General features: G+C 63.2%; 11 protein-coding genes and 2 tRNA genes. 7 read left to right on the forward strand and 6 right to left on the reverse strand.

The features are described from left to right. Positions 1–7 precede the first annotated feature (7 nt). Positions 8–958, reverse strand: coding sequence for a TIR domain-containing protein (locus P7228_RS00195; RefSeq protein ID WP_278016212.1), 951 nt, complete (start codon positions 956–958; stop codon positions 8–10). A gap of 322 nt (positions 959–1,280) precedes the next feature. Here P7228_RS00195 and P7228_RS00200 point away from each other — a divergent pair, with 322 nt between their 5' ends. Then, a complete protein-coding gene (locus P7228_RS00200; protein ID WP_278016213.1) occupies positions 1,281–1,499 on the forward strand; it encodes a hypothetical protein in 219 nt (72 codons plus the stop codon). A 100-nt stretch (positions 1,500–1,599) separates the two neighbouring features. Here P7228_RS00200 and P7228_RS00205 read toward each other — a convergent pair whose 3' ends face one another. From P7228_RS00205 to P7228_RS00215, 3 genes are all read right to left on the reverse strand, one after another. Beyond that, the gene (locus tag P7228_RS00205) at positions 1,600–2,787 is read right to left on the reverse strand and encodes a sensor histidine kinase (protein WP_278016214.1); all 1,188 of its coding nucleotides are present in this window, start codon (positions 2,785–2,787) and stop codon (positions 1,600–1,602) included. A 230-nt stretch (positions 2,788–3,017) separates the two neighbouring features. Further along, on the reverse strand, positions 3,018–3,395 hold the full coding sequence (locus P7228_RS00210) for a hypothetical protein (protein WP_278016215.1): 378 nt from the start codon (positions 3,393–3,395) through the stop codon (positions 3,018–3,020). A gap of 16 nt (positions 3,396–3,411) precedes the next feature. Next, entirely contained in the window at positions 3,412–3,876 is a 465-nt protein-coding gene (locus P7228_RS00215) for an Lrp/AsnC family transcriptional regulator (protein ID WP_278016216.1), read from the reverse strand. A gap of 225 nt (positions 3,877–4,101) precedes the next feature. Here P7228_RS00215 and P7228_RS00220 point away from each other — a divergent pair, with 225 nt between their 5' ends. The 5 genes from P7228_RS00220 to P7228_RS00240 all read left to right on the forward strand — a co-directional run bounded on the left by P7228_RS00220 (position 4,102) and on the right by P7228_RS00240 (position 8,606). Further along, positions 4,102–5,940 carry a sensor histidine kinase gene (locus P7228_RS00220; protein ID WP_278016217.1) on the forward strand — a complete coding sequence of 613 codons (1,839 nt, stop codon included), beginning with the start codon at positions 4,102–4,104 and terminating at the stop codon, positions 5,938–5,940. A gap of 45 nt (positions 5,941–5,985) precedes the next feature. Continuing rightward, positions 5,986–6,972 carry a polysaccharide deacetylase family protein gene (locus P7228_RS00225; RefSeq protein WP_278016218.1) on the forward strand — a complete coding sequence of 329 codons (987 nt, stop codon included), beginning with the start codon at positions 5,986–5,988 and terminating at the stop codon, positions 6,970–6,972. Between the two features lie 73 nt (positions 6,973–7,045). Continuing rightward, a tRNA-Ile gene (locus P7228_RS00230) sits at positions 7,046–7,122 on the forward strand. A gap of 28 nt (positions 7,123–7,150) precedes the next feature. Then, positions 7,151–7,227: transfer RNA gene (locus P7228_RS00235), tRNA-Pro, on the forward strand. Positions 7,228–7,256: 29 nt separating this feature from the next. Further along, positions 7,257–8,606, forward strand: coding sequence for an MATE family efflux transporter (locus tag P7228_RS00240; RefSeq protein WP_278016219.1), 1,350 nt, complete (start codon positions 7,257–7,259; stop codon positions 8,604–8,606). Here the strand turns inward: P7228_RS00240 and P7228_RS00245 are convergent. Then, positions 8,603–9,820, reverse strand: a complete 1,218-nt coding sequence (locus P7228_RS00245) for a GGDEF domain-containing protein (protein WP_278016220.1) — start codon at positions 9,818–9,820, stop codon at positions 8,603–8,605. The genes P7228_RS00240 and P7228_RS00245 overlap by 4 nt on opposite strands. A gap of 127 nt (positions 9,821–9,947) precedes the next feature. Beyond that, positions 9,948–11,570 carry a TIR domain-containing protein gene (locus P7228_RS00250; RefSeq protein ID WP_278016221.1) on the reverse strand — a complete coding sequence of 541 codons (1,623 nt, stop codon included), beginning with the start codon at positions 11,568–11,570 and terminating at the stop codon, positions 9,948–9,950. Between the two features lie 141 nt (positions 11,571–11,711). Between P7228_RS00250 and ettA the strand changes: the two genes are divergently transcribed. Then, positions 11,712–13,391: an energy-dependent translational throttle protein EttA gene (gene ettA, locus P7228_RS00255; RefSeq protein WP_278016222.1), complete on the forward strand. Its 1,680-nt coding sequence runs from the start codon at positions 11,712–11,714 to the stop codon at positions 13,389–13,391. Positions 13,392–13,394 lie beyond the last annotated feature (3 nt).

Consider the following 13,394-nt stretch of genomic DNA (forward strand, 5'->3'; position numbering starts at 1 on the left):
CCGCGGATCAGCGCATTCCCGCCGATGAACGGACGCGATGCGTCAGGGTTACGCTGCCAAGCTTCAGTTCGGATCCCTGCGGCAGGACGGTCGGGCCAAAGATCCGCTCGCCATCGACGAAGGTCCCATTGGTGGAGTGGAGATCGCTGACCAGCAATTCGCCATCCTTGAGTTCGACGGTGCAATGCCGCCGCGAAATGCGGTTGTCGGCAAGAACGATATCGGCCGGTGCCGAGCGCCCGATCTTCGCGCCGAGCAGGCTGATCGCGTGCTTCTCTAGTGGCGCTTCCTCCGGACCGACTTCGAGATAGTGGACCTGGCCATCCTCGAGCTCGACGTAGCCGCCCGTACCCGAGTAGAACGCGGTGGGCTCATAATCCTCATCGACTTGCACTTTCGCCGCACCGTTCAGCTTTACTGCCGGGGGTGCTGCGGGCGTGATGTCTTCATGCGGAGCGCGTCGTGACGACGGTATCGAACGATCGATGTCATCGCCGTCGTCGGACAGGAGAAAACCGCGCGCCGGAGCAGAAGCGGGTTTGGCCGCCGGCGCCTCATTCTCTGGTCCAACCAGGAAACGGATGTCTTCGACCAACCGCTGCCAGACAGGGTCGTCGCGGTCGCCCTGCCAGGTCGACAGGTCGATGGTGTGGGTGAGTTCGAACAGGATCGGGAGGTCGCAGGCTTCGATGATGACCGGGACCAGGATGTTGCGGCGGTCTGCCAGCGTGGCTTCTGCCCGCACCCAGCGCGAGGTCACCGACCGGGGCGACCACAGGACCACGGCCGCCTTTGCGGCACGAAGCTGGCGCTCAATTACTTCGTCGAAGGTTTCGCCGGAATGGATTGCGGCATCCCACCAGACGGCGAAGCCTTCCAGTTCGAGGCGCGCTGCGATGCGCATCGCAGCGTTGCGATCCTCCCTTCCGTAAGAAACGAAAACGTCATGCGCCCGCACGACTACTCCTTCCGACGACAGTCGAGTAAACCAATCCCGTGCAACCCGCATGGCCCGTCGGATGCTTGGCACCACTTCCCCCGATTTTTCGGGTGCGCAGTCCTTCCCAAGTGGGCCAATCCCCGCAACTTTACATTTCAGTGCGATTAACCGCAAGTGGACAGGTGTTTGGCGCGATTTTCCGGTCCAATTTCGGGACAGACGGCAGCATTGCCGCCACGCGGGGGCGAGCACGGTGCGAGCGACAGCTCAAGACCTTGTAAACATCGCACTTTGGCGTATCCTGCCCCGGCATTGAAGGCCATCTTGGGGAGATTGAGCGATGACAGCCCGAAATCTGCTACTTGTCGTGGGAAGTGCGGCGCTCGCCGGTGCTCCGATCGCGGCAGCGGCAACCGACGCCGTGAGGGCTAGCGAGCCGATAACGGGCGAGTCCGAACTTGCCTCGATGGGCACGCGCTTCCTGATCGGGGCGATCCTCGCCGCCGGTCTCGCGATCTTGATCATCGCTGACGACGACGACGAGCCCGTAAGCGCCTAGCTCCCTCGCTGGAACCAAACGGCTGGGGCAAGGCAGTCATTCGGCTGCTCTGTCCCTTCAGTATGCGGAGTTGATCCCGCCTCTCTCGCAGGGATCGACGTTAGGCGATGCCGAAGTTGCGATCGATAATACGTGCTGCCTCACTGACATCGCCGTGAGTGCCGTCGGCATCGGTGACCGACGCCAGCGGTACCAGTAGCTGGTAGACCATCACCCCGTTCTCGACATGCCGCGAGGCGCTCCCCTTGAGCATGGCCGGGACGATCTTGAGCAAGAGGTTCGAGCCAAACCCGCCACTCTTTTCTCCCGGCTGGAAACTCGCTGCACCGTCGGAGAGCTTCTCGCGCCATTCGAAGACGAGTTCGGGCTGGTCAGTCCCCGGATTGGAGACCGACCAGTCGATATGGACATAGGCGGTTTCCTTGTCGTGCGCCCCGTGCTTCTGCGCATTGGTGGCCAGTTCGTACACGGCCAGGCTGATCTGCTGGGCAGCCTCGGCGCCGACCATCACCCGTTCGCCCTCGATCACGACTTGCCTGTCTGCACTTGGAAAGAGCGCCTCGATCTGGCGCTTTATGATCCGCTCCAGCCCGGCCGAGGATTCGTTGGCGCCTTCGATGACCGTGAGTGTTGCCATCGCGAGCGCGTTGATGCGCCCCTGGAAAACCGTCACGAACTGCTCGATATCCGGGGTGCTGCGGGCGGTCTGGCGTGCGAGGGAGGAAACGACCGAGAGCAGGTTGCGGCTGCGATGCGCAGTCTCGCGAGCGATCACAGCCAGCTTGGCATTGACCTGCCGCAGTTCCTCGGTCCGCTGTTCGACCCGCATTTCAAGCTCGTCGCGCGCCTTGCGCAGTTCCTCCAGCGTGCGTTCATGCGCGGCCACCTCGGCGCGCAGGTCGGCATTCGCCTTCTGCAATTCGCTGGGTGTCGGGATCGTTACCAGCACCGGGACCAGGCGGAAAAGCACGATCGCCGTAATCGCGGAGACCACCCCGGTCGCAAGCTTGAACACCCCGGATATGGGATAGATCGGGAACCACAGGGTCACGATCGAGAAGAGGTGAGTCACGCCGCAGAGCAGGATGAAAGAGGCGAACAGTGCGATGAGGCCGCGATGCTGCAATTCCTGGCGCTGCTTGAGAACCTGGAACAGCGCAAACGGGATTGCCATGTAGGAAAGGAAGATCAGCAGGTCCGACCCGGCCCACAGGATGAGAAGCCAGGGTTGCCACAACAGGCACATCCCGTGCGGCATGTACTGTTCGAAATAGCTCAGAAATTCCATCCCCGGTGCTTCCCTTGATGTTCTTGGGCTTCGCCTCATTGATTGGCCGCACCCTGTGGCATGGCAGTTGCATGAATAGCCCGTGCAGGCCGACTGTTACCAGTAAACGGGCCTTGAAAACTATAAGGTTTGTTACACCGGGGAGATCTGTCCGCAGAAATTGTCCGGTCGCCTCGTGCGACCGATCACACCCGTCATATTAAGACCTGATTGTAAGGAGTTAGGTGCGTTCAGGGACGGAATTTGACCTTCACATTGACTATCGCCGCATTGGCTGGCGTGTTGCCCACTGCGCGCGCTTCTGCATCGGCCGAAGCGGTGGCGTTCTCCGACAGCTTGAACTCGGCGCGGGGGATGGCGCTGCCCTCTATCGCATCGCCTGGCACCGCATGAACCAGCCGGTGCACATTGCCGACATCGCGGCACACGACGATCTCGTTCTGGAAGGGATCGGGTTCGTTCTCCACGCATGCGGGCGCAGGCGGCGGGAGAAGGATGTCGATCGTGGTGCTGCCGTCTTCGCGTACCTCGATCACCGGTTGCGCGGCGTCGACGGACTCGGATGCTGCGACAGGGATTTCGACGGACGTGGCGGGCGGCTGATCCATGCTCAGCTACCCTGCATCAGCCCAGCGGAACGCCCGGTTCGTGTTTCGCGGTGCGGATTGTCAGCGAGGTCTTGACGCTCTCGACATTGGGGGCCGGCGTCAGCTTGCTGGTCAGGAATTCCTGGAAGCTCTGCAGATCCTTGCTCACCACCTTGAGGATGAAGTCGATTTCGCCATTTAGCATATGGACCTCGCGCACTTCGGGCAGGCCGCGCATCGCGTCCTCGAACTCGCGCAGCGCGCTCTCGGCCTGGCTCTTCAGGCTCACCATCGCGAATACCGTGATGGCAAAGCCGAGTTTCGACGGATCGAGATCGGCGTGATAACCGCGAATGACGCCCTGTTCTTCGAGTCCGCGTACCCTCCGCAGGCACGGTGGCGCCGTCAGTCCGACTCTCTGCGCCAGTTCGACATTGGTTACGCGACCTTCCGCCTGCAACTCCGACAAGAGCTTGCGGTCTATTTCATCAAGATTTGCCATACAGCGCCCCAAACAATCATGGCCACTATCAGCGGCTTGCCTGAAATGAACGTAACCCAAAAGGTCATTCGTCGCTAATTTTATTGTTCCTGCCAGCAATTGTCCCGCTTTGCAACGCAAGCCAAATCCACCTCACCTACAGGCTGTGTAAACTGGTAGGGGGCCAATTGCCTGCAGCGCGTGCTTGCGACATGCCCTGAGGTGGAAAGATTTGCCGGAGTAACGATGTTTTTCGACGACCGCCTTGCCACAGTGCTGCGCCACCGCGCCGCTGGCGAGCATGCGGCGCGCACGCAGTTCCGGCAGCTGCTCGATCTCCTCGGCAATCGCAAATATGGCCGCGATGAAAGCCTCGTCGCCGCAGCCTGGCTGCGCCTGGGCGCACTGGGCGAGCAGATCCCGGCCGCCGAGCGCGCGCGGATGGTGGCCGAGCGCGGCTGGCGTTTTCGCAGCCCTGAACTCGCCGCCGACCTCGCCGAAGACGAACCGGACGTAGCGGCTGCGGCCTTGTCCCGCGCCGAGCTGACCGAGGACGATTGGGAAGCACTGATTCCGCGCCTGCCAATCCGCGCCCGCGGCTTCCTGCGCTTGCGCCGGGATCTACCGCCCCGCGCCGAGGCGCTGCTCGAGCGACTCGGCATCCGCGATCGCGCGCTCCCGCAACCGATCGTTGCCGCCATGACGGGCGAAGACGAGGACGATTTCCTCGAACTCACCGATCTGGCCGAAGATGGTGGCGACGAAGACGCTATCGCGCCGGCTATGTCGCCCGAGGACGAACTGATCCTGCCTGCGGCTCCGCTGGAGACTCCGTCGGCGTCGCCTGAGCCCACGCCTGTTGCCGAGGCGAAGACTTCGCCTGTCACCGATCGGCAAGCGCGCGAGAAGACCGAAATCGCCGCACTGGTCGAGCGGATTGCGCAGTTCCGTCGCGACCGCGAAGTTGCGCCTCCCACGATCGACAATTCCCCGCGGCTGCCGTTCGGCGAGATGCAACCGCACGGCCAACGTGAGATCGCCGGTTTCGGCTTTGTTGCAGATACCGCCGGCCGCATCGAATGGGCAGACGCTTCGGTGGCCCCGATGGTGATCGGCAAGCGCCTGCTCCCGCCGCGCAGGCTGGGCGAAGGCAGCCCACCGACGCCCATCGCCCGGGCCTTCTCGCGCCAGCAGCCGATCGAGAACCTGGCGCTCACGCTAGAGGGCGCACCGGCGATCACCGGTGACTGGATCGTCGACGCCCATCCCCGCTTTGCGCGTTCCGGGGGGCGCTTCCACGGATATGTCGGGCGCTTCCGCCGCCCCGCTCCGCCGCCGCCCGACATGCGCGCGGCGCAGGAGGCTGATCGCATCCGCCAGTTGCTCCATGAACTGCGAACACCCGTTAATGCGCTGCAGGGCTTTGCCGAGGTTATCCAGCAACAGCTGTTCGGCCCCGCCCCGCACGAGTATCGCGCACTCGCTGCTTCGATCGCCGGCGATGCAGCACGCATCCTCGCCGGGTTCGACGAGCTCGAGCGGCTGGCGCGGCTGGAAACCGGCGTGCTCTCGCCCCAGCAGGGCGAAACCGATTTTGCCGCTTTGCTTGTCGAGATGGTCGACCAGTTGCAGCAGGTCCTGAACCCGCGCATGGCCGGCCTCGAACTGGAGCTGGCCCCTGACACCGAGTTTCGCGTCGCGATGGATCACGAGGATGCCGAAGCGCTTGCGTGGCGCGTTCTCGCGACGCTGGCTGGTGCCAGCGGGGCCGGCGAAGCGCTCTCGATCGAACTGGTTCGCGACGGCAACCGCGGCCTGCTGGCCTGCGAACTCCCGGCACAGATCGTCTCGGAAGAGGATATCTTTGCGGCACAAGTCAAATCCGGCAAGAGCGGCATCAGCGCGGGACTGTTCGGGGCCGGCTTCAGCCTGCGACTTGCCCGCGCCGAGGCCCGCGCGATCGGCGGCGATCTGACCCATGACGAAGACCGGATACTTCTCAGCCTGCCGCTCTTGACCGCCCCGGTCCACCTCCCTAGCGATGAAACGGTCAAGCGGAGCCAGGCCGACGCGGCCGAAAGTTGAGCCGGCCCGCCGAGAGGGGGGATCTGGACCATTTCTGCGCCGTCCATGCTCAACCCCCCGCCGCGCAATTCGCTTGCCGAATTCGCCCCTTCCTTTGGTCAGCGCGTCCTCCTTACCGTTGATACGGAAGAGGAGTTCGACTGGGACGGCCCGTTTACGCGTGACCAGCACGGGCTGAAACATGTCGCGCGAATGGCCGAGTTCCAGTCGTTCTGCGAAAAGCTCGGCACCGCCCCTCTCTACCTTGTCGACTGGCCCATCGTGCACTGCGATTCGGCGGTCGAACTGATCGGCGATGCGCTGGCGCGCGGAACGGCCGAGATCGGAATCCAGCTCCACCCCTGGGTCAATCCTCCGTTTCAGGAGGAGGTCAACGAACGCAATTCCTATGCCGGAAACCTGCCACAGGAACTCGAGCGCGAAAAGTTCACGCAGTTGCGTGACGCGATCGCCGATCGGTTCAACACCAATCCGCTGGTCTATCGCGCCGGTCGCTACGGGCTCGGCCCGCACTCGGCCGACATGCTGCTTGAGGCTGGCGTTGCGATCGACACCTCGGTGCGCTGCCACTTCGACTATCGCCCCGGGTCTGGGCCGGATTATTCGCGCCATCCGCGCCGGCCCTATTGGGTCGACGAGGGTCGCCACCTGCTCGAACTGCCGGTCACCACGGTGTTCTGGGGCATGCTGCGCAAGCAGGCGCGAGCGATCTATCCACGGCTGGAGGGGCGCCCCGGCTTGTTGAGCGCCCTGTCCCGGCTGGGCATCCTCGAGCGCATAGCCCTGACACCCGAGGGCGTCACAAGCGAAGAGGCCATCCGCGCACTCGACATGGCGATCGATGACGGCCTGCCGATCATCGTGCTGTCGCTGCACAGCCCTTCGCTCGACGTCGGCCACACGCCCTACGTCCGCAGCGAAGAGGATCTGGCCAAGCTCTACGACTGGTTGCGCGTCGTGATCGGATATTGCGAGCTTCGCGGCGTGAAGCCGACAAGCGTCGCCGAAATCATGCAATCGACGATTGTGTGACCGAAAGTGCTGAGCGCGCTTGAAACGCATGGCAACGCAATGTAGGCGCGTCGCCGCATCTTCGGCGCCAAGGGGGCCTGTAGCTCAGTTGGTTAGAGCTGGCCGCTCATAACGGCTAGGTCGCGGGTTCGAGTCCTGCCGGGCCCACCAATGGCAACGCAAGATGCACGATGACGGTCGGGGAGTGGCGCAGCCTGGTAGCGCACCTGTTTTGGGTACAGGGGGTCGCTGGTTCGAATCCAGTCTCCCCGACCATTCATCACCGCGGCGAAGGAAGAGCGGCTTTGAGTTCCTCGACTTCCGGTTCCCCATCATCGATCGATCCGCGCGCGATCTGGGCCATTGCCCTGCCTGCAATGGTGACCAATGTCGCGACAGCGCTGATCGGGCTCGGCGACATGTGGATCGTCGGGCGCCTCGACGATGCCGCAACGCAAGGGGCCGTCGATGTCGGCGCGCGGATCTTCGCGGTCCTCTTCACCGTCATGAACTTCCTCAAGACCGGCACTACCGGGCTGGTGGCACAGGCAGGCACGCGCGAGGGGAGCCAGGCGCAGGCAGACTTGCTGGCGCGCGGCATGGTCGTGGGGCTGGCAATCGCCGCGCTATTGCTGCTGGCCAAGCCGATCCTGCTTCCGCTGGCGCTCGATGCACTGGGGGCCGAAGGCGAAGTGCTGGCAGCCGCAACCATCTATGCGGAAATCCGATACTGGACTGCGCCGGGCGTGATGCTCAACCTGGCATTGATCGGCTTCCTCGTCGGCAGGCGCCAGATGCAGGCCGTGCTTCTCTTCGAAGTCGCCTACAACCTCACCAACATCGCGCTTGGCCTGTTCTTCGTCTTGCAGCTTCAATGGGGGATCGCCGGGATCGGCTGGTCGAGCTTCATTGCCGAATATGCCAAACTTGCCGGGGTGCTCCTGTTCGTCCTGGGCGGTACTCGGGGCAGCGCGATCCTTGCCGCGCTTCGCAACAAGGCGGTGCTGCGATGGACAGAGCTGCGCCCGTTCCTGTCCATCAATCGCGACCTGTTCCTGAGAACATTGGTGCTGACCGTCGCGCTCGCGGCACTCACCCGCCTCAGCGCGGAACGCGGCGCGGTGGTGCTGGCCGCCAATGGCATCATCTACCAAATGTTCGTCCTCACCGCGCTGCTTCTCGACGGGTTCGAGAACGCCGCGCAAGTCCTCAATGGCGAGCGCCTCGGCGCCGGGGATCGGCAGGGCTTCACCGACTACGTGCGCGCGATCCTGTGGCGCGGGTTCGGCGCGGCGGCCCTGGTCGCGGGCGCATTCCTGCTGTTCGCCGATCCGATCCTCGAAAGCTTTGCTGCTACCGATGAAGTCGCGGCGCAGGCCAGGGCGATGGCCATCTGGCTGGTGGTAATTCCCTTCGCCGGGGTCGCGAGCTTCGTGTTCGACGGGGTCTTCGTCGGCGCAAGCTGGACGCGCGCTATGCTGGCAACGATGTTCGCTGCGTCGATCGTCTATGCGGCCGCGCTGTGGCTTACATGGCCGATGGGCAATCACGGGCTGTGGTTGAGCTTCGCGCTGTTCCTTGGCGCGCGCGCCGTGTTCCAGTTGCTGTTGATGCCGCGGCAGTTGGGCGCCAGCTTTGGCCGCAATGCGGGCTAGTTCGTCGCGGCGCGACGTTCGGCCAGCTTGGCGAGCTTGCTAGCCGGGCGCCGTTTCGCGCTTTCGCGCCGCTCGCCATCGGAAACGACGCAATTACGGCCGCTCTCCTTGGCTTCATAGAGCAGCGTATCGACGCGGCCGAACAGGCTGCGATAGGTCTCATGCCCGCGCCAGCTGGATACGCCGAAACTTGCGGTAAGGCGGATCGATTCGCTGATGCCCTCGTGCTGCATTTGCGCAAAGGCAGTGCGGAGACGTTCGGCAAGGCGATGGGTTTCGATCAGGTCGCAGTTCCATACCGCGATGCAGAATTCTTCGCCCCCGACGCGGCCGGTGATGTCGCCTTCGCGGACCATCCGCTCGATCAGCTTGCCGAAACTCTCGATGGCATGGTCGCCAGCCTGGTGCCCCCACAGATCGTTGACCTGCTTGAAATGGTCGATATCGGCCACCACCAATCCGACCGGAACACCGTGAAGCGCTGCGCGGTCGAGCATTTCAACGATGTCGTTCTCGAAGGCGCGACGGTTACGCAGCCCGGTGAGCAAATCCACGTCCGAGCGTTCCTTGATCGACCCGACCAGATCGGTCACGCAGGCACCCACGAGGGTGACCGCAGTCACCAGCGAAGACACCGTGAGCACGAGGGTCAGGACCGAGTAATAGATCGACTCGCGATAGTCGCCGACCGGGATGCTCTGCTCGATCAGCAGGGTCAGCACCGGGCGGCAGAAGAAGTTGATCGCCGAGATCACGAAAATCGCGATGACCATGCGATCGAACATCTCGCGGCGGCGCGACTGCATCAGCACGAAGACGCCGATGGTGAACATTACGCCATAGCCGGTATTGACGATGTAGAGGCGGGGCGACACGTCGTCCGAAACCGCCACCGCGATCGCCAGGGTCACGGCACAGACCGCGTAGATCAGCCCTAGGGCTCGCAGCGGTGTCTTGCGATTAACCCGCGTGGCCGCCCCCCAGATAATACAGACCGTGGCCGCCGTGTAGAGGATCTGGGTCAGGTGAAACAGGTAAGGTGAAGTTACGTCGAACAGGTGCGTCGTGACGAAGCCCAGCCCGAACAGCGCGTAGGATGCCGCGAAGGCGAGGACGTGGTTGCCCATCCCTCCGCGCCACCACAGCAAGCCGAAGATAGCGACAAACACCACCGCCATCAGCGGGGTGATCAATCCAATGATCTGTTCGCTCATCTTTCTTTCCCATCCAAGGCCTTAGCCAATGGAGGGATAAGGTTAATTAGTTGTTGAATAGCCCGCAGAAATCGGGCGATCGCTGGGGAAAGTGGCGATGCGATCGATTATGCGTTGCATGCGCCGGTCAGGCCTGATCGTCGGACAGCGTCACTTCTTCCCAAAGCCTTTCGAGCGTTGCATATTCGCGCTCGCCCTTCTCCTTGTCCGGCTGCGAAGTCATCATCGGCCTGAGCTTTTCGGGGCGCAGCTGGGGGTTGGTCTGCTTGGCCTGGAGGATCAGGCGCCGCGCCTTTTCTTCATCGCCCAAGGCCTCGTGACAAAGCGCAAGTACCGCGCTGGCATAGCCGTAGGACGGGTTCCGGGCGACGTTGTAATCGATGCCCGCCAAAGCCGCTTCGTAATCGCCCTTGAGATATTCGATGAGCCCGCCGTACCACATGCTGCAATTGCGGAAATGTGCCTCGGGGGCGAGCTCCGCTACGCGTCCGATCGACGCCAGCCCATCATCGTACCTGCCCAGATAGGCATAGGGCAGACTGATCATCAGGTGCGCTTCGGCGTTGTAGGGATCGCGCGCCAGCACGGCATCAAGCGTCGCGACCGAACGCTCATGCATGCCGCTGTAGTTTTCGGTTGCACCGATAAACACCAGCGTGTCGATATCGTTACTGGCCAAGCGACGCGCTTCATCGAGGTGGCGGCGGACGAGTTCGCGCAACATGTCGTATTCGTCGTCTTCCCACATCCCGTTGATCACCACCGCGACTGCAGCCCAGCTGAGGATCGCATGGTTGAGCGCGAACTCCGGGTAGGCGCGCACCGAGCGCTGCAATTCCTCGATCACCCGTTTCACGGCTGAAAGTGCGAAGCCCACCCCGAACACCTTGACCCAGCCGCGCGAAGCGGCTTCCCACGGCCCCTGCATCTCGGGCGGCAAACGCTCTGCCCGGTTGGCTTCGTAGAGCTTGATTTCGGAGGTGCAGCGCGCCGCGATACGACCGGCCATCTCGTCCGAGGATTCGAACAGTTCGGCCGCCTCCGCGTCGAACCGATCGGCCCACAACTGGGTTCCGCCCTGGGGATCGACCAGCTTTACATTGCAGCGCGCCTTGGCACCCATGCGCCTCAGCGCCCCCTCGACCCGATAGTCTTCCCTCGCCTCACCCGCCCCGGTCGCAATGCCGAAATGTCGATTGGAGGCGAAGATGGACGAGATATCCTCGGCCAATCCTTCGCCGAGATAGCCGAGCTCTTCGTCGCTCGACCGGTTGGCGAAAGGCAGGATCTGGATCACCGGCTGGCGCACCTCGACCGATGAGCGCGCGGCTTGCTCGGCCACCTCCGCCTCGGTCCGCGTACTCGCGCCATTCGCGCCCACCGCGCGCAGCAGTTCGATGAACTCGGTCTTGTCGGCCCCGCTGCGCCAGTCGGAGAAATCGAGCGCATGCATCTGGCGAAAGCCGAGCGGCGGCAAAACGCCGTCGAGCGAAATCGGTACCAGCTTGCCTTCGGTGCGCGCGAAGTCCGCCTCGTCGCGCACCCAGTGCGAATGCAGGCTGTGCTGCGACCAGGCCACCACGACATGTTTCGCTGCGGCGAGCTGTTCCTCGATCACCGCGGAAAACTCGGCCCCGCCCTCGATCTGCCGGTCCCACCACAGCGAACACCCTTGCGCCTCAAGCGTCGCCGCAAGGCTGGCAATCCGCTCGCGATCGGGCCGCGCATAGGACAGGAAGATATCGGACAAAGGCAGCCCCCTCGCCCCCGGCATTAACCCACAAAGCCCGGCGAATGAAGTCCCGCCACGCTCCGCTTGCCCTTCGCCGCGCCAGCCCCTATCTGCGCAGCCAAATTCCATTCACGCGAAATCTCCTCAAAGGACGACCCGATGGCCGCGCAATACGCCTATGTCATGAAAGGCATGACCAAGACCTTCCCCGGTGCCCAGAAGCCGGTGCTGAGCAATATCAACCTGCAGTTCTACCAGGGTGCCAAGATCGGCATCGTCGGGCCGAACGGCGCCGGCAAGTCCACGCTGATCAAGATCATGGCGGGGATCGACACCGATTTCACCGGCGAGGCCTGGCCGGGCGAGAACATCACCGTCGGTTACCTGGAGCAGGAGCCCGAGCTCGATCCGACCAAGACCGTGCTCGAGAACGTCCGGGACGGCGCGCGCGAAACCGCCGACCTCGTCGAACGCTTCAACGCGATCAGTGCCGAGATGGGCGATCCGCAGGACGACACCGATTTCGACGCGCTGATGGAGGAGATGGGTGAACTCCAGGCCAAGATCGACGCGGTCGACGGCTGGACGCTCGACAACCAGCTCGAAGTCGCGATGGAGGCCCTGCGCTGTCCGCCGGGCGACATGGGCGTCGAAAGCTTGTCGGGCGGCGAGAAGCGCCGCGTCGCGCTCACCCGGCTGCTGATCCAGAAGCCCTCGATCCTGCTGCTCGACGAGCCGACCAACCACCTCGACGCCGAAAGCGTGCTGTGGCTCGAAAACCACCTCAAGGAATACGCCGGTGCGGTGCTGATGATCACCCACGATCGCTACTTCCTCGACAATGTCGTCGAATGGATCCTCGAGCTCGATCGCGGGTCCTACTACCCCTACGAGGGCAATTACTCGACCTACCTCGAGAAGAAGGCCAAGCGCCTCGAGCAGGAAAGCCGCGAGGAATCGGGCAAGCAGAAGGCGCTCCAGCGCGAGCTCGAATGGATCCGGCAGACGCCCGCCGCGCGCCAGACCAAGTCCAAGGCGCGTATCCGCAAGTTCGAGGAACTGCAGAACGCGCAGGAAAACCGCCAGGTCGGCAAGGCGCAGATCGTGATCCAGGTGCCCGAACGGCTCGGCGGCAAGGTGATCGAAGCCAAGAACCTGACCAAGGCCTATGGCGACAAGCTGTTGTTCGAGGACTTGAGCTTCACTCTTCCCCCGGGCGGCATCGTCGGCGTGATCGGACCCAACGGCGCGGGCAAGTCCACGCTGTTCAAGATCCTGACCGGCAAGGAAACGCCCGACAGCGGCACGGTGGAGATCGGCTCGACCGTCCACCTCGGCTATGTCGACCAGAGCCGCGACCACCTCGATCCCAAGAACAACGTCTGGCAGGAAATCTCCGACGGGCTCGACTACATGAAGGTCAACGGCCAGGACATGTCGACCCGCGCCTATGTCGGCGCGTTCAACTTCAAGGGTCCGGACCAGCAGAAGAACGTCGGCAAGCTGTCAGGCGGCGAGCGCAACCGCGTCCACATGGCCAAGATGCTGAAGGAGGGCGGCAACGTCCTGCTGCTCGACGAGCCGACCAACGACCTCGACGTCGAAACCCTCGCTGCTTTGGAAGACGCGATCGAGAATTTCGCCGGCTGCGCCGTGGTCATCTCGCACGACCGCTTCTTCCTCGACCGCCTTGCCACGCATATCCTGGCGTTCGAAGGCAACAGCCATGTCGAATGGTTCGAAGGCAACTTCGAAGCTTACGAGGAAGACAAGCGCCGCCGCCTGGGCGATGCAGCGGACCGTCCGACGCGGTTGGCGTATAAGAAGCTGACGCGTTAGTAC

Source organism: Altererythrobacter sp. CAU 1644, from assembly GCF_029623755.1.
Taxonomy (GTDB): Bacteria; Pseudomonadota; Alphaproteobacteria; order Sphingomonadales; family Sphingomonadaceae; genus Erythrobacter; species Erythrobacter arenosus.

What these genes read in the sequence shown, in the direction of transcription:
- P7228_RS00200 (WP_278016213.1), top strand. Translation starts at nt 1,281, where the DNA reads ATGACAGCCCGAAATCTGCTACTTGTCGTGGGAAGTGCGGCGCTCGCC.
- P7228_RS00210 (WP_278016215.1), bottom strand. Translation starts at nt 3,395, where the DNA reads ATGGATCAGCCGCCCGCCACGTCCGTCGAAATCCCTGTCGCAGCATCC.
- P7228_RS00220 (WP_278016217.1), top strand. Translation starts at nt 4,102, where the DNA reads ATGTTTTTCGACGACCGCCTTGCCACAGTGCTGCGCCACCGCGCCGCT.
- ettA (WP_278016222.1), top strand. Translation starts at nt 11,712, where the DNA reads ATGGCCGCGCAATACGCCTATGTCATGAAAGGCATGACCAAGACCTTC.
- P7228_RS00225 (WP_278016218.1), top strand. Translation starts at nt 5,986, where the DNA reads ATGCTCAACCCCCCGCCGCGCAATTCGCTTGCCGAATTCGCCCCTTCC.
- P7228_RS00215 (WP_278016216.1), bottom strand. Translation starts at nt 3,876, where the DNA reads ATGGCAAATCTTGATGAAATAGACCGCAAGCTCTTGTCGGAGTTGCAG.
- P7228_RS00205 (WP_278016214.1), bottom strand. Translation starts at nt 2,787, where the DNA reads ATGGAATTTCTGAGCTATTTCGAACAGTACATGCCGCACGGGATGTGC.
- P7228_RS00245 (WP_278016220.1), bottom strand. Translation starts at nt 9,820, where the DNA reads ATGAGCGAACAGATCATTGGATTGATCACCCCGCTGATGGCGGTGGTG.